The 19,408-nt window shown below is 70.1% G+C and carries 38 protein-coding genes; 5 read left to right on the top strand and 33 right to left on the bottom strand.

The features are described from left to right. Window positions 1–7 precede the first annotated feature (7 nt). From ABTY40_RS20985 to ABTY40_RS20925, 13 genes are all read right to left on the bottom strand, one after another. Window positions 8–2,032: a hypothetical protein gene (locus ABTY40_RS20985; RefSeq protein ID WP_352060922.1), complete on the bottom strand. Its 2,025-nt coding sequence runs from the start codon at window positions 2,030–2,032 to the stop codon at window positions 8–10. Beyond that, window positions 2,029–3,303 (bottom strand): SPFH domain-containing protein, encoded by a 1,275-nt coding sequence (locus ABTY40_RS20980; protein ID WP_352060921.1) that lies wholly within the window; start codon window positions 3,301–3,303, stop codon window positions 2,029–2,031. The genes ABTY40_RS20985 and ABTY40_RS20980 overlap by 4 nt, the downstream gene beginning before the upstream one ends. Before the next feature lie 20 nt (window positions 3,304–3,323). Then, complete coding sequence (locus tag ABTY40_RS20975) at window positions 3,324–3,545, bottom strand: hypothetical protein (RefSeq protein WP_352060920.1); 222 nt, start codon at window positions 3,543–3,545, stop codon at window positions 3,324–3,326. Next, a complete protein-coding gene (locus tag ABTY40_RS20970; RefSeq protein WP_352060919.1) occupies window positions 3,542–4,081 on the bottom strand; it encodes a DUF6919 domain-containing protein in 540 nt (179 codons plus the stop codon). Before ABTY40_RS20970 ends, ABTY40_RS20975 begins: the two co-directional genes overlap by 4 nt. Beyond that, complete coding sequence (locus ABTY40_RS20965) at window positions 4,081–4,290, bottom strand: hypothetical protein (RefSeq protein WP_352060918.1); 210 nt, start codon at window positions 4,288–4,290, stop codon at window positions 4,081–4,083. Before ABTY40_RS20965 ends, ABTY40_RS20970 begins: the two co-directional genes overlap by 1 nt. A gap of 30 nt (window positions 4,291–4,320) precedes the next feature. Beyond that, window positions 4,321–4,554 carry a hypothetical protein gene (locus tag ABTY40_RS20960; protein ID WP_352060917.1) on the bottom strand — a complete coding sequence of 78 codons (234 nt, stop codon included), beginning with the start codon at window positions 4,552–4,554 and terminating at the stop codon, window positions 4,321–4,323. A 93-nt stretch (window positions 4,555–4,647) separates the two neighbouring features. Beyond that, window positions 4,648–4,863: a hypothetical protein gene (locus ABTY40_RS20955; protein ID WP_352060916.1), complete on the bottom strand. Its 216-nt coding sequence runs from the start codon at window positions 4,861–4,863 to the stop codon at window positions 4,648–4,650. A gap of 106 nt (window positions 4,864–4,969) precedes the next feature. After that, window positions 4,970–5,164 carry a hypothetical protein gene (locus tag ABTY40_RS20950; RefSeq protein WP_352060915.1) on the bottom strand — a complete coding sequence of 65 codons (195 nt, stop codon included), beginning with the start codon at window positions 5,162–5,164 and terminating at the stop codon, window positions 4,970–4,972. An 89-nt stretch (window positions 5,165–5,253) separates the two neighbouring features. Then, window positions 5,254–5,604: a ParB N-terminal domain-containing protein gene (locus tag ABTY40_RS20945; protein WP_352060914.1), complete on the bottom strand. Its 351-nt coding sequence runs from the start codon at window positions 5,602–5,604 to the stop codon at window positions 5,254–5,256. Further along, window positions 5,604–5,768 (bottom strand): hypothetical protein, encoded by a 165-nt coding sequence (locus ABTY40_RS20940; RefSeq protein WP_352060913.1) that lies wholly within the window; start codon window positions 5,766–5,768, stop codon window positions 5,604–5,606. The genes ABTY40_RS20945 and ABTY40_RS20940 overlap by 1 nt, the downstream gene beginning before the upstream one ends. Window positions 5,769–5,892: 124 nt before the next feature. Further along, window positions 5,893–6,183, bottom strand: a complete 291-nt coding sequence (locus tag ABTY40_RS20935; protein WP_352060912.1) for a hypothetical protein — start codon at window positions 6,181–6,183, stop codon at window positions 5,893–5,895. Then, complete coding sequence (locus tag ABTY40_RS20930) at window positions 6,183–6,365, bottom strand: hypothetical protein (RefSeq protein WP_352060911.1); 183 nt, start codon at window positions 6,363–6,365, stop codon at window positions 6,183–6,185. The genes ABTY40_RS20935 and ABTY40_RS20930 overlap by 1 nt, the downstream gene beginning before the upstream one ends. A gap of 183 nt (window positions 6,366–6,548) precedes the next feature. Beyond that, the gene (locus ABTY40_RS20925) at window positions 6,549–7,304 is read right to left on the bottom strand and encodes a GntR family transcriptional regulator (RefSeq protein WP_352060910.1); all 756 of its coding nucleotides are present in this window, start codon (window positions 7,302–7,304) and stop codon (window positions 6,549–6,551) included. Between the two features lie 240 nt (window positions 7,305–7,544). Here ABTY40_RS20925 and ABTY40_RS20920 point away from each other — a divergent pair, with 240 nt between their 5' ends. From ABTY40_RS20920 to ABTY40_RS20905, 4 genes are all read left to right on the top strand, one after another. Further along, window positions 7,545–7,934, top strand: coding sequence for an Lrp/AsnC family transcriptional regulator (locus ABTY40_RS20920; protein ID WP_352060909.1), 390 nt, complete (start codon window positions 7,545–7,547; stop codon window positions 7,932–7,934). A 75-nt stretch (window positions 7,935–8,009) separates the two neighbouring features. Beyond that, window positions 8,010–8,486, top strand: coding sequence for a transcriptional regulator (locus tag ABTY40_RS20915; RefSeq protein ID WP_352060908.1), 477 nt, complete (start codon window positions 8,010–8,012; stop codon window positions 8,484–8,486). A gap of 127 nt (window positions 8,487–8,613) precedes the next feature. Continuing rightward, entirely contained in the window at window positions 8,614–8,994 is a 381-nt protein-coding gene (locus ABTY40_RS20910; protein ID WP_352060907.1) for a DUF8825 domain-containing protein, read from the top strand. Window positions 8,995–9,008: 14 nt separating this feature from the next. Next, window positions 9,009–9,392 (top strand): DUF6233 domain-containing protein, encoded by a 384-nt coding sequence (locus ABTY40_RS20905; protein WP_352060906.1) that lies wholly within the window; start codon window positions 9,009–9,011, stop codon window positions 9,390–9,392. Here ABTY40_RS20905 and ku read toward each other — a convergent pair. The 3 genes from ku to ABTY40_RS20890 form a co-directional block, all read right to left on the bottom strand. Further along, window positions 9,389–10,324: a non-homologous end joining protein Ku gene (ku, locus tag ABTY40_RS20900; protein WP_352060905.1), complete on the bottom strand. Its 936-nt coding sequence runs from the start codon at window positions 10,322–10,324 to the stop codon at window positions 9,389–9,391. The two genes, ABTY40_RS20905 and ku, sit on opposite strands and share 4 nt — an antisense overlap. A 111-nt stretch (window positions 10,325–10,435) precedes the next feature. Next, on the bottom strand, window positions 10,436–10,681 hold the full coding sequence (locus ABTY40_RS20895) for a hypothetical protein (protein ID WP_352060904.1): 246 nt from the start codon (window positions 10,679–10,681) through the stop codon (window positions 10,436–10,438). 118 nt (window positions 10,682–10,799) lie between these two features. Further along, complete coding sequence (locus ABTY40_RS20890) at window positions 10,800–11,084, bottom strand: hypothetical protein (RefSeq protein WP_352060903.1); 285 nt, start codon at window positions 11,082–11,084, stop codon at window positions 10,800–10,802. A gap of 192 nt (window positions 11,085–11,276) precedes the next feature. Between ABTY40_RS20890 and ABTY40_RS20885 the strand changes: the two genes are divergently transcribed. Beyond that, window positions 11,277–11,444 (top strand): hypothetical protein, encoded by a 168-nt coding sequence (locus ABTY40_RS20885; protein WP_352060902.1) that lies wholly within the window; start codon window positions 11,277–11,279, stop codon window positions 11,442–11,444. A 213-nt stretch (window positions 11,445–11,657) separates the two neighbouring features. On the opposite strand, the gene ABTY40_RS20880 is transcribed toward ABTY40_RS20885, so the two are convergent. The 17 genes from ABTY40_RS20880 to ABTY40_RS20800 all read right to left on the bottom strand — a co-directional run bounded on the left by ABTY40_RS20880 (window position 11,658) and on the right by ABTY40_RS20800 (window position 19,405). Next, window positions 11,658–12,275, bottom strand: a complete 618-nt coding sequence (locus ABTY40_RS20880) for a hypothetical protein (protein ID WP_352060901.1) — start codon at window positions 12,273–12,275, stop codon at window positions 11,658–11,660. Between the two features lie 80 nt (window positions 12,276–12,355). Then, window positions 12,356–12,757: a hypothetical protein gene (locus ABTY40_RS20875; RefSeq protein ID WP_352060900.1), complete on the bottom strand. Its 402-nt coding sequence runs from the start codon at window positions 12,755–12,757 to the stop codon at window positions 12,356–12,358. A 53-nt stretch (window positions 12,758–12,810) separates the two neighbouring features. Next, complete coding sequence (locus tag ABTY40_RS20870) at window positions 12,811–13,011, bottom strand: hypothetical protein (protein WP_352060899.1); 201 nt, start codon at window positions 13,009–13,011, stop codon at window positions 12,811–12,813. Then, the gene (locus tag ABTY40_RS20865; RefSeq protein WP_352060898.1) at window positions 13,008–13,166 is read right to left on the bottom strand and encodes a hypothetical protein; all 159 of its coding nucleotides are present in this window, start codon (window positions 13,164–13,166) and stop codon (window positions 13,008–13,010) included. Before ABTY40_RS20865 ends, ABTY40_RS20870 begins: the two co-directional genes overlap by 4 nt. A 100-nt stretch (window positions 13,167–13,266) precedes the next feature. Continuing rightward, a complete protein-coding gene (locus ABTY40_RS20860; RefSeq protein ID WP_352060897.1) occupies window positions 13,267–13,464 on the bottom strand; it encodes a hypothetical protein in 198 nt (65 codons plus the stop codon). After that, on the bottom strand, window positions 13,461–13,682 hold the full coding sequence (locus ABTY40_RS20855) for a hypothetical protein (RefSeq protein WP_352060896.1): 222 nt from the start codon (window positions 13,680–13,682) through the stop codon (window positions 13,461–13,463). Before ABTY40_RS20855 ends, ABTY40_RS20860 begins: the two co-directional genes overlap by 4 nt. After that, the gene (locus ABTY40_RS20850; RefSeq protein WP_352060895.1) at window positions 13,679–13,885 is read right to left on the bottom strand and encodes a hypothetical protein; all 207 of its coding nucleotides are present in this window, start codon (window positions 13,883–13,885) and stop codon (window positions 13,679–13,681) included. Before ABTY40_RS20850 ends, ABTY40_RS20855 begins: the two co-directional genes overlap by 4 nt. Further along, window positions 13,885–14,136 (bottom strand): helix-turn-helix domain-containing protein, encoded by a 252-nt coding sequence (locus ABTY40_RS20845; protein WP_352060894.1) that lies wholly within the window; start codon window positions 14,134–14,136, stop codon window positions 13,885–13,887. The genes ABTY40_RS20850 and ABTY40_RS20845 overlap by 1 nt, the downstream gene beginning before the upstream one ends. Then, window positions 14,133–14,882 (bottom strand): hypothetical protein, encoded by a 750-nt coding sequence (locus ABTY40_RS20840; RefSeq protein ID WP_352060893.1) that lies wholly within the window; start codon window positions 14,880–14,882, stop codon window positions 14,133–14,135. The genes ABTY40_RS20845 and ABTY40_RS20840 overlap by 4 nt, the downstream gene beginning before the upstream one ends. A gap of 57 nt (window positions 14,883–14,939) precedes the next feature. Further along, window positions 14,940–15,329, bottom strand: coding sequence for a hypothetical protein (locus ABTY40_RS20835; RefSeq protein WP_352060892.1), 390 nt, complete (start codon window positions 15,327–15,329; stop codon window positions 14,940–14,942). A 30-nt stretch (window positions 15,330–15,359) separates the two neighbouring features. Further along, window positions 15,360–15,548 carry a hypothetical protein gene (locus ABTY40_RS20830; RefSeq protein WP_352060891.1) on the bottom strand — a complete coding sequence of 63 codons (189 nt, stop codon included), beginning with the start codon at window positions 15,546–15,548 and terminating at the stop codon, window positions 15,360–15,362. Window positions 15,549–15,624: 76 nt separating this feature from the next. Continuing rightward, entirely contained in the window at window positions 15,625–15,936 is a 312-nt protein-coding gene (locus tag ABTY40_RS20825) for a hypothetical protein (RefSeq protein WP_352060890.1), read from the bottom strand. Between the two features lie 32 nt (window positions 15,937–15,968). After that, window positions 15,969–16,316, bottom strand: coding sequence for a hypothetical protein (locus ABTY40_RS20820; protein ID WP_352060889.1), 348 nt, complete (start codon window positions 16,314–16,316; stop codon window positions 15,969–15,971). Further along, window positions 16,313–16,555, bottom strand: coding sequence for a hypothetical protein (locus tag ABTY40_RS20815; protein ID WP_352060888.1), 243 nt, complete (start codon window positions 16,553–16,555; stop codon window positions 16,313–16,315). Before ABTY40_RS20815 ends, ABTY40_RS20820 begins: the two co-directional genes overlap by 4 nt. Further along, a complete protein-coding gene (gene dnaB, locus ABTY40_RS20810) occupies window positions 16,552–17,919 on the bottom strand; it encodes a replicative DNA helicase (RefSeq protein WP_352060887.1) in 1,368 nt (455 codons plus the stop codon). Before dnaB ends, ABTY40_RS20815 begins: the two co-directional genes overlap by 4 nt. After that, on the bottom strand, window positions 17,916–18,503 hold the full coding sequence (locus ABTY40_RS20805) for an ATP-binding protein (protein WP_352060886.1): 588 nt from the start codon (window positions 18,501–18,503) through the stop codon (window positions 17,916–17,918). The genes dnaB and ABTY40_RS20805 overlap by 4 nt, the downstream gene beginning before the upstream one ends. Then, complete coding sequence (locus ABTY40_RS20800) at window positions 18,503–19,405, bottom strand: hypothetical protein (protein ID WP_352060885.1); 903 nt, start codon at window positions 19,403–19,405, stop codon at window positions 18,503–18,505. The genes ABTY40_RS20805 and ABTY40_RS20800 overlap by 1 nt, the downstream gene beginning before the upstream one ends. Between the last annotated feature and the right edge of the window lie 3 nt (window positions 19,406–19,408).

Genomic DNA, 19,408 nt, shown 5'->3' with positions numbered 1-19,408 from the left:
GGAGGGGTTATTCGGCGGCGAGGGAGGTGATCGTGGAGAGGTAGTAGCCGCGGCCCCCGCGCCACTGCTTGGTCTTCATGTCGGCGTCGGGGTTGATCTGTGCGGCCTGCTTGCGCAGGGCGTCCTGGAAGCGGGTCATGGCCTTTGCCTGGTCCTCGTCGTCCTGGGGTGCCCAGGTCTCGGAGGCGGAGGAGACGTACTCGTAGATCTCCTCGCTGGTCATCCGCTCGGGGTCGCCGGCGGCGGTGAACGCGAGCCGGGCGAGTTCGACGGCCTCGGGGAGGGCGGTGGTCGGCTTGACGGTGTGGAGGTCGTCGAAGGTGACGCCGGCGGTCTGCAGGGAGATGTCGTCGATCCACGGGCGGCCGGCGGCGGCTCGGGCGGCGGCGCGCTCCTTGCCCTGCTCGCGGGTCATGGCGATGACTTTGTGGATGAGGGGGTCGGCGGAGCCGCCGCCCATGATGTAGGCCTTGCCGGCGTCGGCGGGGTCTTCGCCCTGGGCGGGGTGGAGGCGGTCGGGCCGCCAGCCGTTGGCGCCTGCTCCGGCGCCGAGGACCTGCACGATGTCCTGGTGCCGGGACGGGCCGACGATCTTCAGGGCGATGCTGTCGGCGATGGCGGCTCCGATGGAGTCCTTGGTGGCTTCCTGGGCGGCGAGGCCGATCTGGACGCGGGCCTTGCGGCCGACGCGGAGGATGGCGACGACGAGCGCTTTCGCCTTCTGGGAGAGCTGCGGGTACTCGTCAATGAGGGCGATGATCGCGGGGTATTCGCGGGACGGGATCCAGTTGTCGTCCATGCCGAGCTTGCCGAGCAGTGTGGCCCGGGCCTTCGCGATCTTCAGCAGTTTCTCCAGGACGGCCTCGATGATGTGCATCTGGTCGGCACCGACGACCCGCACTCCTACGGCGTCGGCGAGGGGTTCGAGGCCGTTGCCGCCGGGGTCGAGGTCGATGACGACCGTGTCCTCGCAGGCGGTGAGGACGTCACCGATGGACCGCATGGTCACGGACTTACCGCCGCCGCTGGAGGCGATGACGATCCAGTGCAGGCCCAGGAAGCTGATCTCGGTCGGCTGACCGTCCATCCGCAGCGCGAGCAGGGCTCGGTCCCGCAGGCGGAGGCTGTTCGGGGCCCGGTCCGGCAGCGCAGGCATCTTGACGAACGGGTCGCCTTCGACGAGGCGGAGGGTGGCGCGGGCCCTGCTGGTGCGCAGCGGCTGACAGAGCAGGCCGTCGACGGGCAGGTCGAGCGGGGTCTCCAGGTCGCCGGCCTTGGCGATGAGGTCGGCGGGGGTGCCCTTCTTGAGGCGGACGTTGATCTCCCAGCCCCAGTCGTAGCGGCGGCCGGCTTCAACTTCGGCGACCGCGATGCCTTCGGAGACGAGGGCGCGGCGGACGCATTCGGCGGCTTCGGTGCGGGTGGTGGCGTCGGCGATGGGGAACGGTTCGCCGTCAGCGGCCAGGATTTCGATGCGGCCAGGGTCGTCTTCGGCGGCGACGGCGGCGGGCTGGCCGCGCCAGGCTCCGTAGGCGACGGCTGCGATGCCGAGGACGATGCTGGTCCATACGCCTCCGGTGGTGATGGCGGTGCCGCTGGCGAGTCCGGTGGTGCCGACCCAGGCGCCGGTCTTGGCGCTGTAGACGAGCCGGTGGTGGGTGTAGGCCTCGCGGAGCTGTTTGACGGTGCGCTTGGCGGTCTGTTCCGCGGCGGCGTCGCCCTTGGCGGCTGCGATGTTGGCGCGGGCGGTGCGGATCATCTGGGGGTAGTCGTCGCGCCAGCCGTCGGCCCAGCGGGCGGCGAGACGGCCGTAGCCGCGGGCCGCCCAACCGAGGTACAGCCAGTTGTCGGTGGCGTGGCGCCGGGCGCGCTGGGCCCGCTCGGCGGCGGACATGGCCCACTCGGGCCGGGTGGTGACGACAGCGCCCTGGTGCTCGACGACCGTGCCCTCGACGGGGGCGGTGGCGTTGTCCTTGACGAGGGTGAGCGCCGGCCGCTCGACGGGCTGCTGCGCATGCGGTGCGGTGGTCACGACTGGGCCTCCTTGCTGGCGGCGCGAGCGGTGATAGAGGCCTGCTTACGGGCGGCCGAAACGTACTTCTGGGTGTCGCCGACCCGGCGCACCGGGGGCTTGCGCGCGGGGCCTCGCTGGGCACGGGGCATTTGGTTCCCATGCTGCATCGATGTGGCCTTGACGGGGGTGTTGCCGGGGGCTTCGGAGCGGGCGGCGAGGACGCGTCGGGCGGCGGCGTTGCGGCCGCGGATGATGTCGACGGACTCGGACGGGTCGGTGCCTTCGATGTCGTTGTACGCGCGCTTCCAGACGGCTTCGGTCACGGTCGTCTCGCCGAGGGAGGCAGCCAGCTTCACGGCGTGCTCCCACACCTTGGGGAAGTGCTCCGCCCTCTGTGCGGCGAGGGTGCGCGCCCGCTCCTCGGCCGCCTTCTGCTCGGCCTGCTTCTGGGCGGCGGCCTTCTTGTCGGCGGCGGCCTGCTCGGCTGCCTTCCTGCTGGCGGCCTTAGCCTCCGCCCGCCGCTGCCGCCAGGTGAGGCGCCCGTCCCGGCGGACGATGCGGCCGTGCTCGTGAAGGTCCCACATGCCGGGTCCGGCGATCGACGCGAGGGCGGTTCCGAACGCGGTCGCCTCGTCGAACGCGTCGAGGCCGTGGACGATGTTGATGGTGGCGGCGGCCAGGGCGCCGGCCCAAGCGACGAGCCGATAGTGCCAGTGCGGGCGGCCAGCGGTGACGGCGGCTGCGGCGCCGATGAGCGCGACGAGAGCGATGACCTCGATGAACACTGGCGCGACGATCAGGTACTTGGCGTCCGGCTCGTAGAACGCGGCCATCTGTACCGGGAGGGCCACGGCGGCGCACAGGGCGTAGAAGCCCTTCGCGGTCCACCGCCACCGGTTGGTGGCACTCTCGACGGCCTGCTGCGACTCGGCTTCCGCCTTCTTCGCGGCGGCGGCCTGTTCGCGGGCTTCGGCCGCGGCGCGCTCCTCGGCTTCCTTCTTGCGGTTCGCCTCGGCGATCTTGGCGAGCTCGGTGGCCTTCTCCCGCTCCAGGCGGAGGGCGGCGCGCTCGTTCGCGATCCGCATGCGCTCGGCGTCCTCGGCGGCCTTGAGGCGGATGGCCTCTGCTTCAGCCTCCGCCTTGAGGCGGCGCTCCTCCAGCTCGGCAGCGGTGCGGGCGCGGATCGCTTCGGCTTCGGCGTCGGCGATGCCGGCCCTCGCCCACGATTCTGCGTGCGAGGTCTCGGGCAGCGCGTGCCCGTTGACCTTGTCGATGGGCGTGATGCTCACGGTGATCGCTTCCTTCCTGGTCAGGTGGTGTTCACGCGCTGCGGCGGGATGGTGGCGGTCTTGGTGGAGTGGGCGATTCGCTGTTCGTCGAGGAGCCCGTCGAAGGCGACTGCGGCGGCGGCGAGGCCGACGAGCATGAGGCGGACGAGGAACGGGGCGTCCAGTCCGGCGAGCCAGGCGAGGCCGGCGAAGATGAGGAAGACGCGGGCCCTGGTGAGGCCGATCAGCCAGCCGATGCTCACCGGACCGCTCCCGCCAGTGCGGGCCACAGGCGGTCATCGCGGCCCCATACGGGGTCGTAGATGTGGATGGTGGTGCCGTGCTCGCGCAGTTCGCGGCGGGCCCGGTGGCCGACGCCTCGCCAGATGTGGTGGATGTCGTTGCGGCGCCACCGCCAGCCGCCGAACGTGGTGAACGGCTGGCCGTCCTGCTCGGTGATGACGTGCTGCTGCTTTGGCCAGCCGCGGACCACCGTGAAGCCCTGGTTCTGGAGGGCGAGCAGTCGGTCGAGGAGCGGGCTGTGGTCGTGGACGATGCCGTCGACGGATGCCCGCTGCCGGTAGCCGTCGCCGGTCTCTCCGGGCTGGGAGTTGATGGTGACGAACCCGGCGTTGTTGGCGGCGATCAGGGTCGGGACGAGGTGCCGGGCGCCGTTCGTCTCCTCCTGGCCGAACGGGCCGTCGTACCCGGGCCAGGACGGGACTCGGCCTTCCAGCCAGCCGGCCATGTTCTGCCCGAGGTCGGCGATGGTGCGGGCGTCACGCCACGCGCTGCCCATCAGGACTCCTCGGTGGTGTGGTCGACGGATGCGGCGAGGATCTGCAGGGCGACCCACTGGCTGTGTTCGCCGGCGCCGTTGGCCAGCTGGTCGGCGAGGGTCTGGTCTCCGGCGGCGAGCCGACGGCCCGCTTCGTCGATCTCTTCGGGGCTGGGCACTCGGACCGGCTCGGACGTCGGGGCGGGCTTGCGGCGGTTGAACAGGCCCATGACGGGCTCCTTCGGTGGGGTCGGCGGTGGTCAGGCGGCGGCGGGCTGGTTGAGGCCGGCGAGCTCGTCGCGGAGCCGCGGCCCGTCCGGGGTGGAGGCGTCGATCTGGTCGGCCAGGTACTCGGCGGCGAATCGGCCCAGCAGGTCGTTGGTGCGGACAGCGGTCAGGAAGTCGGCGACCACAGAGGCGCGGACACCGGCCTCGATCTCGGCGAGCTGCTGCTCGGACGGGCCATCGGACGGAATCAGGGCGAACGCGGGCATGGCGAGTCTCCTTGTGGCGGTGTGGGGTGGTCGGGTGGAGTGCCCCGGGCCGGATCCGATCCGGCAGCGTCACGCCGGGTCCGGGGCTGGGGTTCAGGCCTTGGAACGCTCGGCGATCTGGTCGATGCGGGACTCGGGGATGCTGATCGTGTAGTCACCGAAGTGCAGGACCACGTAGTCGGCCTCGTGGTCGAAGCGGTCGAGGGTCTCGGTGCCGGCGCCGAGCGCGGCGAGGAGCGGGACGGCATCAGCGCGCTGCCCCTCGCGGTAGGTGTCTCCGAGCGTGGTGGTGATGGCGAATCCGGGCATGGCGAATCTCCTCATGGCAGATGCGCGGGAAGGGATGGGTGCCGGGGCCGGCGGGCGGGGGATGGACTGCCGGCCCCGGCGGCTAGAGGGGGCGGCGGAGTGGCGTCTACCGGCCGCAGCAGGATGCGTAACCGCAGTGGAACGGCTTCTTCTTCATGCGGTTGTTCCGGAACTTCAACACCTTCTCCGCCAGCAACATGTCGCCGTAGTCGTCGATGTTCATGGCGAACCTCTCGAGGTGCCCGTCGCACATCTTGTCGAGGTTGAGGGTCTCGCCCCACGGAGAACGGATGGTCGGCATGGTTGCTCCTTTGTTGAGTGAACGGTGGTTGCGCACCGGGCCGTCGGCGGACGTAGGACAGCTGTGGGCCCGGAGTGAAGGGGGCTGGGCTACAGGCCCAGCAGGTGGTACGGGAACGGCTTGCGCTGCTTCTTCACGGACCAGAAGCCGACCTCGCACCAGGTGAAGGTGAACTCGGCGATCCCGAGGTCCATCAGCACGAGGGCCCGGTGGTGGCCGTCCGCGAGCCGGACGCCGAACCCGTCGTCGTCGACTTCGAGGTCGACCGGCTCGCGCTGCCCGGCCTTGCGGATCGAGGCGGCCAGTTCGGCGAGCGTCTTCCGGTCCTCGCTGTGGCGGTCGAACTCGCGGCGGACGTGACCCCACGTCGGCCACGACCCGGGCCGGATCTGCTGGTCGTTGAGGAGTCGGGTCGGCAGGGTGCCGGTGTAGAGGGCCATCACCGGCCGCCGGTGGAGCGCTTGTTGACCTCGGCGAGCTTCTTCGACAGCTCCTCCCGCTCCTCGTCCGTCAGCGGCGTGGCGGCCGTGCGACGGGCAGGGGAGCGGCGAACGTACGAGGCGGCCTCGTGGGCGGCGATGTCGGCCGCGGACATGTCCAGCATCGCGATCACCGAGCCGGGGTGGCGGGCGCCTCAGGCGCGGCCGGGCGAGGGCGGACGATAACCAGCGGGCCACGACCCGTCTTCTTCCCGACCAGGACCAGCCGGCGGCCCGGCGCCGCGGCCTTCACCGGGCACCGCCGAACGTGTGGACGTCCAGCGCGGACATCGGCAGCAGGTCCGCGCCGAGGAGCTGGCCAACCAGTCGGCGGGCCATCGTGTCGCGGAACCGGGCGCTACGCGCCTTCGGCAGGACGACCTGGATGGAGCCCTTCGGTGACCGCAGGGCGACCCCCTCGAAAGCCTCCAGCTCTGACGGCGCGTCCATGATCTCTGCGTTCGCTTCAGCCAGCAGCTCCGGCAGCGGGGCCGAGAGCAGGCGGGCGAAAGTGCTGGACTCTGCGTTAGGCGGAAGCATCACGCCACCTCCCGTACAACGATCCGCTCGCGGAGGAACTTGGCGAGGGACTCCTCTGAAACGCGGTAGCTCGGGCGGGTTCCGGTGCTGATGTCGATCGCCTCGATGCGGCCGGCGCGGATGAGTTCGCGGACGTAGTTCGAGGTGGCGCCGATGCGGGCGCCGGCTTGCCCGGTGGTCATGTAGCCGCTCGGTGGGGCGGCAGGCATAGGTGTCACTAGGTGCTCCCCGTGGAGGTCGACTGGGGCTGACACCTAGATAGAACCAGATTGCTATGGAGCAATCAAGCTGCTCTGAAGCAATTAGAGGGATTCGAGCCAACGAAAAGGCCCCCACCGTCGCGCGGTGGGGGCCTAAGGTGCAGGTCAGGACGGAAAGTCGTACCGGAGCAGGTAGCGGGAAGCGTCCAGAATCATGCGGTTCACTTCCACCACCCTGCCGGTCGCGTCGTATGCGTATCGAACCAGCTCCACGACAGGGGTTGATCCCGCCAGCTGCAGGTCATCCATCTCGGAGGCCGAGGGCATGCGACACCGCAGATCCTCGCGGAATCGCATCGGCTTGAACCCAGCCTCTGCTAGGCGTGCGTACACGCCACCCGGGCCCGTGTCCACCTGAGTGATCCTCGTGCCATGCGCCAGGTCGTCGGGGATGTAGGACGCCGAACGAAGGACCGGCACACCGTCAACGAGGTAGCGTCGCGATCGCCGCCACACGAGATCGGACTCACTCAGGCCCAGCACCTGGACGATCTCCGGGCCCGCCGGCAGGTGCTCGATCTGTACGCCGTCGGCGACGAGCTCTCGGTCGTCGATATCCACGCCCCAGATGGAGTTCCCTTCCCCCCACTGATCCGCCGAGAGGCGCTTGAGGGCGTTGCGGACGATTGGGCGCCAGCTGCGGACGTACCACCCTGATCCCACGCGGGACTCCACGAGGCCCTCATCGCGCAGAGCGCCAAGGGCGGCGCGGACCGTCCCTGGCGAGGCTGTGTACTCGTTCACCAGGGCGCGTTCCGTGGGCAGCCTGGCGCCAGGCGGGAACTCTCCCTCCTCGATGCGCCGACGTAGGCCGTCGGCAATCTCTCGGTACCGCAGCGGCGCGCCGGGCTTACGTGGCACATGACCTCCTTCGGGGTGAATTTATCTAGAGCAACGCTACCTGCTCCTATCAGAACAGACGCGCTACCCATCGTCCCGGATCCGGAGGGACTGCTGATCACCGCCGCCTGGCCGTCCTGCCCCAGTCGCCCACCACCTGTCCGGTGGCAGGCTTCATGCCCCCTCGACTCTCGCTGTACGAACCTCGTACAGTCCAGGGTGTACGAGGTTCGTACACCACTCGGGAGGAACGCCATGGAAATGACCAGCCAGCCAACCGGAGACGGAGGCCGCACCATCGGCCTCAAGCTCACCGCCATCGAAACCGAAATGCTCGGCAGCGACGCCGACGCCCTCATGGCCGCGCTCGGCCGAGCCCTGTGGGCCGCCGCCGACCTGCGCATGGGTAAGAGTCGCGCCGAATGGTGGCCGGTCCTCACCGACGTGTCACAGCTGATGCGGCAGCTGGGCGGAGTGCAGGACGCGGCACTGCGCCAAATGCCCGACGCGAGCCACGCCGAGATCGCCACGTCCCTGGGCCTGTCCCGCACGACGGTCGCGTCCCGCCGCCAGAAGGGCACCCTGCCGCCGGCCGAACCGACCGAGTGGGAGGGCTGGGTACGCACCGGCACCTACCCGCACGAGAACTGACTGCGGGGGCCGTTCACTGCCAGGCGCACGGCCCCCGCTCTCCCTGAACCGTCACCAGACCAGAGAGGTTCCATCATGCACGAGTCCGCTGCTGTATTCGCTGCCGTGTTCATCGCCCTGTGGGTCGGCCACGCCGTGGGTGATCATTGGGTGCAGTCATCCTGCCAGGCCGCGTCGAAGGGGCTGCCGGGTTGGGCGGGCCGTCTGGCGTGCGGCCGGCACGTGGCCGGCCTGACGGCAACGAAAGGTGTCGCGCTGGCCCCGGTCGTCCTGCTGCTGGATCTGCCGCTGTCGGCGGCGGGGCTGACGCTGGGGCTGGGGGTGGATGCGGTGTCGCACTACTGGGCTGATCGGCGGACGACGCTGCAGAAGCTGGCACGGGTGTGCGGAAAGGCGGAGTTCTACAGCCTGGGAACGCCGGGGCATGCGGCGCATCCGGTGACGGCTGAGGGCCGGTATGCGCCGACGCTGGGGACGGGAGCGTATGCGCTTGACCAGAGCTGGCATGTGGCGTGGCTGGGGGTGGCGGCACTGCTCATCGCTGCCGTTTGAACTTGCGCGCAAGCCCGCCACCTGTCCGGTGGCGGGCTTCGTCGCGCCCTGGCCCGGACGGGTGACTGTTAGCGCAGGTCGGCGCCGTGACTGGCTTCCGTAATTCGAACAGGCGTATGTTTCTGGTGTGGCTGAGACGAACGACTTCCCCGACGATCTGAAGCGCGCCCAGGCGGACCTGCACCGGGCCTGCGCCGAGTATCAGGAGCTGTGCCAGACGCTGCCGTGGTCGGTCGAGCCTCTTCCCGGGTGGCCGGGCACCGCCCACCCCCACACCGGCGAGGTGACGGGCGGGCGTGAGCCGTCGCCCGGCTACACCCCCGAGCAGATCGTGGAGGAGCAGCGGCTGCGTCTCATGTGCCGGGACCTGTCCGAGGCCGTCGTCACGCACCCGTACTGGGACGGGCTGGAGCGCGGGCCCGAGCTGGTGGCCGCCCGGATGGCGCTGAAGTCCCACCCGGATGTCCTGGCCGCGGCCGGGGAGGCGCCGGCCGCCGCGGCGGCCTGAGAGTGGTGGCCGTGATGGACCTGTCGATCCCGGAGCGGCTGGAGAAGCACCGGACCGTGTTGGCGTGGCTGAGGCACCAGACCGCGGCCACCGAACGCGCGATACGGGACCTGGAGCAGCAGGAAGAAGACGAGCGGCGCCGCTGGGAGGCCGCCCGCCGGGAGCGGTCGTGGACTGTCACCGCGTCCCGGGCCGTGGAGGGGCATCCGGTGCTCCACCGGGGAAACTGCGGCCTGGCCCGGCACGGCTTCGGGGATCTCCTCGACGCGGAGAGGGTCATGGCGGCGGTGGAGGAGTACCCGGATCTGGAGATGTGCGAGGTGTGCGCCCCGTGGGGCAGCCTCGGCATCGACAAGCCGCCCGCCCGGCCGGCGGCCGGGGAGCTCGACTTCCCCTAGGCGGACTTCCGGCGCCGCGGCGCCGTCTTCTTGTCGGCCGCCTTCTTCTTCGTCGGGGCCTTCTTGCTCGCCTTCTTCGCGGTGGTCTTCTTCGCCGGGGCGGGCATCTCGTGCACGGTCGCCTCACCCCCGCCGGCCGGGGCCTCGCCGCGGCGTTGCTTCGCCTCGGCGACGGACGCCTCCAGCGCGGCCATGAGGTCGATGACCGGCGCGTGAGCCGGTTCGGCCTCGACGGGGTGGGGGGCGCGGTGTTCGGCCCGGGCGGCAATCAGCTCGTGCAGGGCCTCGGTGTAGTGGTCGGTGGTGTCCAGGTCGGCCAGGTGCTCGGTGCTGAGCGTGTCCATCAGGGCGAGGGCGCCGTGGATCTCCTGCTCGGTGACCTCGGTGGCGGGCGGGGCGAGCTCGGCGGGGGAGCGGATCTCATCCGCCCAGTGCAGCCCGGACAGCAGCAGCGCGTCGCCGAGGGGGCGGAGGAGGCCGAGGCGCTCGCGGCCGCGCAGGGCGAACTTCGCCACCGCGACCTTCTCGCTCCGCTTGAACGCCTCGCGGAGCAGCGTGTACGGCTTCGCGGCGACCGGCCCGTCGGCCGTGAGGTAGTACGAGCCGGCGCCGAACTGCCGCGTGTCGACCTCGGACCGGTCGATGAACGCCACGATCTCGATCGCCTTCGCCGTCGGCAGCGGCATGCCCGCGAGATCGGCGTCGGTGATCGGGATGACGTTGTCCTTGGAGATCTCGTAGCCCTTGCCGATCTCGTCCTCGCCCAGCTCCTGGCCGTCGACCTCACAGACCTTCCGGTAGCGGATGCGGCCGCCGTCCTCCAGGTGCACCTGGCGCAGCGAGACGTCATGCGATTCGGTCGCGGCCACGAGCTTGATCGGTACCGTGACCAGGCCGAACGACACGGCGCCGGTCCACAGCGGGCGGGGCATCCGTACCTCCCAGGGCCCCCCTGCGGGCGGATTCCCAGGTTAGGCAGACGCCGCCCGTGATCGCACCATCCGGGAGCCGAAAGGGGTGCTCTGTTCGATGGGTGGCGAGCGTCAACCGAGGTAGCTGACCTGCAGCACGGTCACGGTCTTCAGGGTGTCGCCGATGAGGAGTACGGCGAAGGCGTCGTCGGTGACGAGGGTGCGGATGACGCCGTCGTCTTCGCCGTAGGGCTGGGTGGCAGCGAGGGGGTTCTCGCATGCGGCGGCGAGGGCGAGTGTGAGGGTTTCGCTGGGGCCGTGCGGCATCGCTTCGTGGACGGCTTCGGCTGCCGGGTCGTACTTGAGCCGGTACTGCAAGGCGGTGGTCCTTGATTTCCGGGCACCCGCGTGGGTGCGGCGAAATCACTGGGCAGCAACAGTGACCCTTCCGCGACACAGGGTAGCGGGTTGCCGACTGTCGGATGAACCGACGAGGTCAGGCGGCTCCGCTGGCCTGGGAGCGATCGGCGATGGCCTGCGTTCTGGCTGTGGCGTCGACCCAGGGGCCGGGGGGTTCTTCGCCGCAGGCGTCGTAGGCGGCGAGTTGCCGGCCTCTCTCGGCGGCGGCGATCGTGTCCTTCGCGATGCGCTCCCACTTGGCGAAGACGGTGAGGAGCTGGTGGGCAGGTGCCCGGTTGATCTCGCTGAGGAAGCGCTTGGTGAGAGTGGGGTTCCCGAGAGCTCCGGAGATCCGTTCGATCGTCCACGGTTCGCTGCTCATCCAGGCCCTCCGGTGGCATCACCAATCGTGTTTCCACCGTAGCGCAAAACGTTAGCGTTCTTACGATCCGGGTTAACGGTGAACGCTAACGGTTCGGGTTAACGATCGACGCTAACGGTCAAGGCTGTGTGACCGAGCCCGTGTCCTGGATCGTCGCCGGCCGGTTGTCTGGTTGTGGAGACTTCTGAGCCTGTGACCGGCGACTATCCGGATGCGCCCCGCCTGCCGCTGCTGACCTTGGAAGAGGCGCGGGCGGCCATTCGGCACCTGTTCCTGCTGGAACAGCTCGACCTCTCTCCGCGGGGTGCGGCGGCGGGCCAGCTCGCGTCGGACCTGGCCCGCCGACTGCCCGGCGAGTAGTCACCGCGCCCGTTCGATGGCTCGGCAGTCGATGGCGTCGGCTTCCTGTGCGAGGACGACGGCGATGTCGGCGAGCGTGTATTCGGGGTCGCCGACGAGGTTCTGACAGCAGGTGGCTATGGCCCGAAGGAAGAGGCTAACGGCGGCGGCCGGAATGTAGGCGTGGCCATCAGGATCGATGGCGAGGGATCGTCGAGCTGGCCGGCGGGGTGTTCATGCTGCGGCCCGGCGTTCGGCGAGCGGGAGCCGGAGAACGTCGCTGTGTCCGTAGCCGGTGCCGCAGTTCGGGCAGGTGACGCCGCGGGTGTCGAGGGTGATGCGCAGGGTCTGCTGGCAGGGGCAGGTGACGGCGATCCGGCGGGGCGGGGTCTCGCCGGTGGTGACGCGGGCGAGGGTGCGGTGCGCGGACAGCACCTCGTCGGCGAATTCATCGACGGCGGGATGGTGGGTGACGGCCCAGCCAAGGTTGTAGCGGAGGGTGCGGCAGGCACCCGCGACGCGTTCCTGGAGGGTGTTCGTTTCGGCGAGCTCGGCGTGCCCGTAGAACTCCCAGTCCCGCACCCACCCTTGGAGGACTCCAAGGATGGGCCCTTTCTCCATCTGGAGGTCGAGGATGTCGAGCCGCAGCGGGACGGGCGCGGCCTTGCTGCCGGAGACGGCCGGCGCGGTACCAGCGCCGCGCTGGAGCTGGGTGCCGAGCTGCTTGTAGAGCCCGGGGATTTCGGTGAGCGCGCGGGCCGCATGAGTCTCGCAGCGCTCACACAGGTACCTGCCGGCCTCGTGGTCGCGGAGGTCGCGTCGGCAGCGGAGGCAGGTGTCGAGGTCGTTCACGGCGGGCTCCGTTCGGGGCGGTGCGGGTGGGTCATGGGTCTGGTTCGCGGGACGGGGCGCCTCGCTGGCGTTCTTGGGGCTCAAGTCCCAGGAGTGCCCCGGAAGCCTGCGAGGCGCTTAGGCGGGCGCTCAGGCCCCCTCTCGGGCCCGTTCTGTTCCGCCCGCGAGTAACGGTGGGGTATGGGTGCCCCACTCGCGGCGGCAACGGCCCAGACGGGCAGGTGGCTGACGCCTCGTAGCGCGCTGCGGGCGACCAGGCGGTGAACTGCCGTGAGATCTGCGGCCGTCTCACTGCGGGACTGGCGGGTGTAGGCCCTGAGCCGGTGTATCAGCGACGCCTTATCGGCGGTAAGGGCGGCTTCACTCGCGCTCAGCGCCGCGATGCCGGCGCGGAGCCGGTCGGCTTCGGCCTGTGTGAGGCCGCCGCCGTACTCGGCCCGGTCGGCGAGGTTCAGCAGCTGGTCGACGGTCGGCTTGCTCACGGTGGCTCCTGCGGTGGGGGCCGCCCCGGGTGGTCGGGGCGGCCGGCGGGTGGTCAGGTGGCGGGGGCCCAGTCGTAGAGCCGGCCGCGGGAGTCGCGGCGGGCGGTGAGCCTGGCCTGGGGGAGTTGGCCGACGCTGACGCCGAGCGCTACGGCGATGTCGGCTGCGCGGTACCGCTCGATGCCGGTGGGGGTGGTGATCTCCGCGTCGTCACCGCGGAGGCCCTGGACGGTGACGGGGATGCGGCCGGTCACAGTCCCTCCAGGACGTTGTTGATGGGGCGGAGGTGGGGGATGTCGCGGCGGGCGGGGGACCGTCCGTGGTCGGCGAGGGGGAACGCTCGGGCCTCGTGGAGGTCGAGGAACGCCTGCTCGTCAGAGTCGAGCGGCTCGGGCTCGGGCTGGGTCATCGCCAGTCCTTCCAGAAGCGGTAGAGGGCGTGGCAGCCACCGAGGATGCTGAGCGCGATCCAGATGGCGGCCAGCCACGCGAGGACGGTGAGGGCTGTGGTCACGACGTCTCCTGGGTGTAGGCGTTCTGCAGCATGCGGATGGGTGTCCAGCGGCCCCGACCGCGCGGCTGGCCCGTGGTGGGGTCGAGCACGGCGATCCGAACGCCGAAGTCGTTGATGTCGGTGACGAGGACGCGGAGGCCGGTGGTGTACCGGGATCGCCAGATGCTGTCGACGGTCGGTTCGGGCTGGGTCACGGTGTCTCCAGGACGTAGCCGGTGCGGCGGGACGTGCCGGTTTTGGTGGTCGGGCTGGCGTGAAGCTGGCGGATCAGAGGCGGATTGAGGAGCGTCCATCCGCCGTCGACGGAGACGGCGCTGACCCTCTCGGCGCCGACGGAGGTGATGCGGATGCGGAAGTCCTCGTAGCCGGGCTTGCAGGACCGGTAGATCTGGCCGGGTTCGGGCTGGGTCATCGGGTGGCTGCTTTCGTGAGTCGGCGTTCGCACGCCGGGCAGGTGACGGTGGTGGTGTCGGGGAGCCAGCGGAGACGGTCGTCCGCGTCGTCGAGCCAGGTCAGGCAGGCTGTGTTGTGGCCGCCGGCGAGGATGGGCCTGGCGGCGTGGACGGTCTTCTCGCCCTGGTACTGGACGCGCTGCGGGTGGGCGGGTGTGGGCATCAGCGGGCCTCCCCGGCAGCGCGGCGGTGGTTGCGTGCGGCGACGGCCCGGACGGCGAGCCGTTTCCCGCACAGGGCGAGGATCTTCTCTGCCCAGCCGAGGGTGAGCGGGGCCCGGCCGGTGAGCATCTGGCTCATGTACTTCGCCGACAGGCCGAGGCGTCGGGCGGCTTCGGCCTGGCTGATGCCCTTGTCGTGGAGGGTGGTGCGGACGATGACGCGGAGGTCGTCGGTGGCGGTGGGCTGGGTCATCGGGTCTCGTCCTCCACGGTGTCGGCTGCGGCCAGGGTCTCGGCGGCCTGCTCCTCGGGGGTGAGGGGGCGGCCGTACTGCGGCACCCAGGTGCCGGGCTCCACGTCCTCCACGGTCCAGGTGGTCGTCTCCCGCACGAGGCGGTGATCGTTGTTGGGGAACTGCTTGCGGCGCCGGGCGAGGCAGGCGAGGGCCTGGTCGCGGTCAGCGAGGTCGTAGTGGGTGCTGCTCATGAGCCAGCCGGCGGCGCCGCGCCGCTGGACGATCAGGGTGATGTCGGCCAGGTGGGCCTCGTCGGCGGGTGCTGCGGCCGGCTGCCCGACCACGGGGGCGGCCGTCTCGGCGCGGGCGGCGGTGCGGTACAGCTCGGTCAGCCCGTCGGAGAGGGCGTCCGCGAGCGAGTCGGCCATGGTCTCGGCGTCCAGTTCGTCGCGGGGGACGCGGTCGAGGAAGAGCTGCAGGACGTGCTGCATCGCCTTCCGGGCGTCCTCGATGCCTTCCTCGGGGGTGGGGACGGCCTCGATGTCGGCCTGTCCGGTGGCCTGCCGGGCGGCGGGGGCAGGCTGTCCAGCCTCGGCCCGGATGCCCGCGAAGAGTTCCTCCAGCCGGTCGAGGACGACGTACACGGCGACGCCCCGGCTGGTGCGGATCATGACGGCCTGTTCGGCGTTCGGCCGGCCGGGGCGGAGGGTGACGGCCTCGGCGGTCAGGCTGCTGTCGGAGTCGGAGTGCGAGAAGCGGTACATGGTGGGTCTCCGGGGTGTGGGGGCCGCCCGGGCGAGGGACGGCCCCGAGGCGGGCGATCAGGCGGCGTTGATCTGGCGTGCGACCGCGAGGGCAGCGGACCAGGCGTTGTGATCCCGGTCGTTCATGGGCCCGTCAACCGGTCCGGTGGCGAAGCCCCCGCAGTCGGCGATCTCGTCTGCGGTCCTCTCCAGCAGCAGGGCCACGCCGAGGCCGACCGCCGGGGAGGCGAAGGCAGCGAGATAGTCATCGACCTGCTCGCGGTGTGCTGCCCAGGTCTCGATGAGGACGGTGGGCTGCTCGTGGTTGTCGACGACGACGCGGGACTTACTGCCGAGGGTGTGGCCGACTTCCCAGCGGGTGCGGTCCCCATCGTGGGCGGCGGCGGTGGCGAGGGCGCGCAGTCTGTCGACGGCGGTGCGGATCTCGGCGAGGGCGGTGTCGGTCATGGGGTGTGGCTCCTGTCGGGCGTGGACGGATCAGGCGGAGGCGTGGTCTGGGCAGAGGTCGCGGCCGTCACGACGGCGGCGCCACCCCTGCTCGCGGAGGAAGGCCCGCAGCGCGCGGTGGTGCGGCATGTGAACGGGCGCTCCGCGCTCGCGGTCGCACTGCTCGCCGTCGGCGTCGCGGTAGTCGCAGCGGATGACCGGGATGACGCCAGCGGTCATGGGTTGCTCCTGGGGTGGGTAGGGTCGGGGGGCCCTCCCCGCTCGATGTCCGCGAGCGGGGAGGGCATCTGCGTGATCAGGCGGCGGGCAGGTGGACGTCGACTACCGGGCGCGGGCCCGGAACCTCCACGGCCGGCGTGCACTGCGGCGATCGGCCAGACCGGCAAACCTGGACGACCAGGTCGATCTGCTCCTGGTTCTTCTCGTCGAACCAGCGTTCGCGCTGCTCGTGGCTGGTGCGGCTGTCGATGATGCGGGTCCGGTACGAGACGGACTTGCCGGTCGGCCACTCGCCCGGGTTGCGGCAGTCGTAGTGGTTCTCTCGCCAGTTGAAGGCCATCTGCCGGTGGGTGGGGCACAGGTCACGCGGGATGGGCGTGTTCAGCATCGGGTGCTCCATGGGCTTGCGGTGGGACCGGGTCAGGCCATGAGGAGGGTGACGGGCAGAGCGCCGGGCGTCCCCTCCACGACCGGGCGCCCGAACCAGAGGTAGTCCGGCTCGTCGGGCGCGCTGAACAGAATCCACTCCGTCCGGATGCCGCCGATCCAGTCCTCAATGTCGGCCTGCGGGTCGTCGGCGAGGTTGTGAAGGCCGCACTGCACGCGGGCGTGCCGGTTGAACGCGGCGAGCGCGCGGCGGGGGGTGTGGTGGCCGAGGGCGAGCATGTTGCCCTCCTCGCCGAAGTAGGCGACAGGGATGCCGAAGTACGTGCCCTCCATCTCGGGGTCGGTGAGGGGCTTCACGGACGGTGTGGTGGGGTCGGTCACGGTGTCTCCTGGGGTGTGATGGTCCAGCCGCTGGAGGCGCATTCGCTGCAGGGCGGCGGGGTGGGGCCGGTCGCGGCAGTGCCGCAGGGCCAGGCCCCGGGGCGGGGGATGTGGTAGCAGGGGGCATCGGCGTCCGATGACGTCCGCTGCTTCGGTGGCCGGCCGGTGAGCGACTTGATGTAGTCGATCAGGTCACCCTGTTCCCGCAGCGCAGCGATGTCGTCCTTGTCGGTACTCATGTGAGGGCCATGTCTACGAAGCGGGCGTAGTGCCCCTGGAAGGCGACGGTGATCGTGGCGGTCGGCCCGTTGCGATGCTTGGCCACGATCAGGTCAGCTTCCCCGGCGCGCGGAGACTCCCTGTCGTAGGCGTCCTCGCGATGCAGGAGGATCACGACGTCGGCGTCCTGCTCGAGAGACCCGGACTCTCGAAGGTCGGACACCATGGGCCGCTTGTCCTGCCGCTGCTCGGGTCCACGGTTCAACTGCGACAGGGCCACGATCGGGACCTGCAGGTCCATGGCGAGGGTCTTGAGGCCGCGGCTGATCCGGGACACTTCCTGCTGCCGGTTGTCGTTGGAGCCCGTCGATTCGCCGCCCATGAGCTGCAGGTAGTCGATGACGACGAGGCCCAGTCCCTGGCGTCGCTGGATGCGTCGGCAATGAGAGCGGATCTTGGCGAGGGTGATGCCGGTGTCGGCGACGATGTGCAGGGGCGAGGCCTGCATGTCCTTGCCGGCGTTGATGAGCCGGGCGACTGCCGCGTCGTCGACGGGCCCCTTGTGCTTCATCCAGTGGAGCGGATAGCGGGCCTGGGCGGACAGGAACCGCTTCTCGAGTTCTTTACGCCCCATCTCGAGTGAGAAAACGAGGGTGGGGATGTTGTTCCGGATCGCCGTGTGGCGGGCGAAGTCACCGCCGAGGACGGACTTGCCCATGGCGGGGCGGGCTGCGATGAGGATGACCTGGCCGGGCTGGAGTCCGCCGGTGAGGTCGTCGAGGTCGGTGAAGCCGGTGGTGAGGCCTTCCTTGGGCCCGTTCTGGCGGATGTCGACGACCTCGGCGACGGTGTCCATGATGTCGACTCCGACGGACAGGTCGTCGGTTCCGGGGTCGGTGAGGCCGGCGAGGCCTTCGAGGGTGTCGAAGGCGTTCTGGACGATCTCGTCGGGCGCGTGCTCGCGGCCGTAAACACTCCGGGTCATCCCGGTAGCGGCTTCGAGTACCTGCCGCAGGGCGGCCTTCTCGCGAACGATTTCGGCGTGCGTCTCGGCCTGGGCGGCGGTGGGGACGGCGTTGACGAGTTCGAACAGGTAGTGCCTGCCGCCGCAGCGCCTGAGTTCCCCGTCCTTCTCCAGGCGGTTGCCGAGAGCGATGGGGTCGTGCGCCTCGCCGTTGGTGTGAAGGTCGACGAGCGTTTCGTAGATCGTCTCGTGGATGGTGCGGTAGAAGTGCGCGGGCTTGAGGATCTCAATCACCTCTTCGGCGGCCCGAGCGGAGATGATCATCGAGCCGAGGACGGCTTTTTCTGCGTCTAGGTCGAACGGCGGCGGGGGCGGGCCGGTCCTGTCATCGACGGGCGGCTCGTCGTAGTCGAGGGTCATGCGGCGGACCTCCTGTAGTCGGTTCCGGTGAACTTGACTGCTGTAGAGCCGCCGTCGGCGAAGCGCGACATGGTGCGGGCGCCGAGCGGCTCAAGGGTGAGCAGGTTCGTGGAGATGAGGGTGGGGAGCTGGTTCTGCCAGCGGGCGTCGATGAGCTGGGCGATGGCGTCGACGGTCCAGGGGTAGAGCTGGCTGGCACCGAGGTCGTCGAGGGCGAGGAGTGGGGCCTCGGCCCAGGTGCGGAGCCGGTCGTGGTCTACGGGCCGGTCTGCGGCGAGCTTGAAGTCGAAGTCGCTGACGATGTAGTAGCGCTGCTGCCAGCCGCGACGGATGAGGAGTTCGCCGATCTTCCAGAGGTGCCAGGTCTTGCCGGTGCCGGGTTCACCGAGGAGCAGCAGTGAGGCGGTGGCGCCGTCGAGGTAGTTGTCGACCCACTGGCGGACTTCGCTTCGGATGTCCCCTTCCGCGGTGAATGCCTTGGGCCGACGGGAGATGTAGCGGTCGAGGGTCTGGCTGCGGATCTCTGCTCGGGCGTCGGCCTGTTCGGCGTCGTGCCGTCGGCGCCGGTCTTCGGGTGTGGTCATCAGAAGGGATTCGCTTTCTCGTAGTCCTCTGCGGTGGGCGCGGGGGCTGCGGCGCCGGTGGCGGGGTGGGGGCGGTAGGTGCCGGCTCCACCGGGGATGGCGCGGAGGTTCGGCTTGCCGGAGGGCTCGGGGGCGTGCTTGTCGAGGTAGCGCCGGTCGCGGAGCCAGTTGTCGGACTGCTTGATGAACCGGAACTCCTCGCCGGCGACTTCTCGGGCGTAGGCGGCAGCGGCCTGGGTGATGTGGGAGGCGTCGACACCGTTGAGTACGGCTGCGGTCCAGAGCTCTCGGGTCTTGTCCTGGTTCTTGCTCTTGGGGTGGAGAAGCCAGAAGTTGCCGAACTCCTGCTTCTCGGCGTCGGTGAGAGTTCGCGCCGCAGGCGAAGGTGAAGCGGTGGCTCCCCCTGCCGTAGATGCTTCTTCTTCTTGAGGGGAGTGAGGGGGTGAGGAGTAGGGGGGAGCCCCGGCTCCTTCAGAAGGAGCCCCTGCTCCTTCTGAAGGAGCCCCTGCTCCCCCTTCTGGGGGTTGAGGGGTAGCCCCTGCTCCCCCATGAGGGAGCCCCTGCTCCCCCTTAGAGGGAGCCCCTGCTCCCCCTTCGATAGTGAACAGGGGGACCTTGAAGGTCATCCGAACGCCGGGAATGGCGAAGAGGGTGCGACCGTCCCGCCCCTCGCCGATCGGGACACGGAACTCCCAGCCGGCTTCCGACAGACGCTTGAGGGCGTTGCGGACGACGTCCGTGCTTCCGGCGCCCGTCCAAACGGCGAGGGTCTCGAGCTTCACGATCGACTCGCGGGTTCTGTCGTTGGCGTCATCGGCGATCTCCAGGGCGACCGCACGCTGCAGACCCTTGATGCCCGGTCCCAATGCCTCGCGGAGATCGCGGCGAAGCTGGTAGCCCATGAA

Origin of the sequence: Streptomyces sp. NPDC126503, assembly GCF_040302405.1 — a bacterium.
Lineage (GTDB): Bacteria > Actinomycetota > Actinomycetes > Streptomycetales > Streptomycetaceae > Streptomyces > Streptomyces gulbargensis.
This window is presented reverse-complemented; position numbering and strand designations above follow the sequence as displayed.

Coding starts and splice junctions, on each gene's coding strand:
- ABTY40_RS20970 (WP_352060919.1), bottom strand. CDS start 4,081: ATGGGCAGCGCGTGGCGTGACGCCCGCACCATCGCCGACCTCGGGCAG.
- ABTY40_RS20965 (WP_352060918.1), bottom strand. CDS start 4,290: ATGGGCCTGTTCAACCGCCGCAAGCCCGCCCCGACGTCCGAGCCGGTC.
- ABTY40_RS20960 (WP_352060917.1), bottom strand. CDS start 4,554: ATGCCCGCGTTCGCCCTGATTCCGTCCGATGGCCCGTCCGAGCAGCAG.
- ABTY40_RS20955 (WP_352060916.1), bottom strand. CDS start 4,863: ATGCCCGGATTCGCCATCACCACCACGCTCGGAGACACCTACCGCGAG.
- ABTY40_RS20950 (WP_352060915.1), bottom strand. CDS start 5,164: ATGCCGACCATCCGTTCTCCGTGGGGCGAGACCCTCAACCTCGACAAG.
- ABTY40_RS20945 (WP_352060914.1), bottom strand. CDS start 5,604: ATGGCCCTCTACACCGGCACCCTGCCGACCCGACTCCTCAACGACCAG.
- ABTY40_RS20940 (WP_352060913.1), bottom strand. CDS start 5,768: ATGCTGGACATGTCCGCGGCCGACATCGCCGCCCACGAGGCCGCCTCG.
- ABTY40_RS20935 (WP_352060912.1), bottom strand. CDS start 6,183: ATGCTTCCGCCTAACGCAGAGTCCAGCACTTTCGCCCGCCTGCTCTCG.
- ABTY40_RS20930 (WP_352060911.1), bottom strand. CDS start 6,365: ATGACCACCGGGCAAGCCGGCGCCCGCATCGGCGCCACCTCGAACTAC.
- ABTY40_RS20920 (WP_352060909.1), top strand. CDS start 7,545: ATGACCAGCCAGCCAACCGGAGACGGAGGCCGCACCATCGGCCTCAAG.
- ABTY40_RS20915 (WP_352060908.1), top strand. CDS start 8,010: ATGCACGAGTCCGCTGCTGTATTCGCTGCCGTGTTCATCGCCCTGTGG.
- ABTY40_RS20905 (WP_352060906.1), top strand. CDS start 9,009: ATGGACCTGTCGATCCCGGAGCGGCTGGAGAAGCACCGGACCGTGTTG.
- ku (WP_352060905.1), bottom strand. CDS start 10,324: ATGCCCCGCCCGCTGTGGACCGGCGCCGTGTCGTTCGGCCTGGTCACG.
- ABTY40_RS20890 (WP_352060903.1), bottom strand. CDS start 11,084: ATGAGCAGCGAACCGTGGACGATCGAACGGATCTCCGGAGCTCTCGGG.
- ABTY40_RS20865 (WP_352060898.1), bottom strand. CDS start 13,166: ATGACCCAGCCCGAGCCCGAGCCGCTCGACTCTGACGAGCAGGCGTTC.
- ABTY40_RS20855 (WP_352060896.1), bottom strand. CDS start 13,682: ATGACCCAGCCCGAACCCGGCCAGATCTACCGGTCCTGCAAGCCCGGC.
- ABTY40_RS20850 (WP_352060895.1), bottom strand. CDS start 13,885: ATGCCCACACCCGCCCACCCGCAGCGCGTCCAGTACCAGGGCGAGAAG.
- ABTY40_RS20845 (WP_352060894.1), bottom strand. CDS start 14,136: ATGACCCAGCCCACCGCCACCGACGACCTCCGCGTCATCGTCCGCACC.
- ABTY40_RS20840 (WP_352060893.1), bottom strand. CDS start 14,882: ATGTACCGCTTCTCGCACTCCGACTCCGACAGCAGCCTGACCGCCGAG.
- ABTY40_RS20835 (WP_352060892.1), bottom strand. CDS start 15,329: ATGACCGACACCGCCCTCGCCGAGATCCGCACCGCCGTCGACAGACTG.
- ABTY40_RS20830 (WP_352060891.1), bottom strand. CDS start 15,548: ATGACCGCTGGCGTCATCCCGGTCATCCGCTGCGACTACCGCGACGCC.
- ABTY40_RS20825 (WP_352060890.1), bottom strand. CDS start 15,936: ATGCTGAACACGCCCATCCCGCGTGACCTGTGCCCCACCCACCGGCAG.
- ABTY40_RS20815 (WP_352060888.1), bottom strand. CDS start 16,555: ATGAGTACCGACAAGGACGACATCGCTGCGCTGCGGGAACAGGGTGAC.
- dnaB (WP_352060887.1), bottom strand. CDS start 17,919: ATGACCCTCGACTACGACGAGCCGCCCGTCGATGACAGGACCGGCCCG.
- ABTY40_RS20805 (WP_352060886.1), bottom strand. CDS start 18,503: ATGACCACACCCGAAGACCGGCGCCGACGGCACGACGCCGAACAGGCC.
- ABTY40_RS20800 (WP_352060885.1), bottom strand. CDS start 19,405: ATGGGCTACCAGCTTCGCCGCGATCTCCGCGAGGCATTGGGACCGGGC.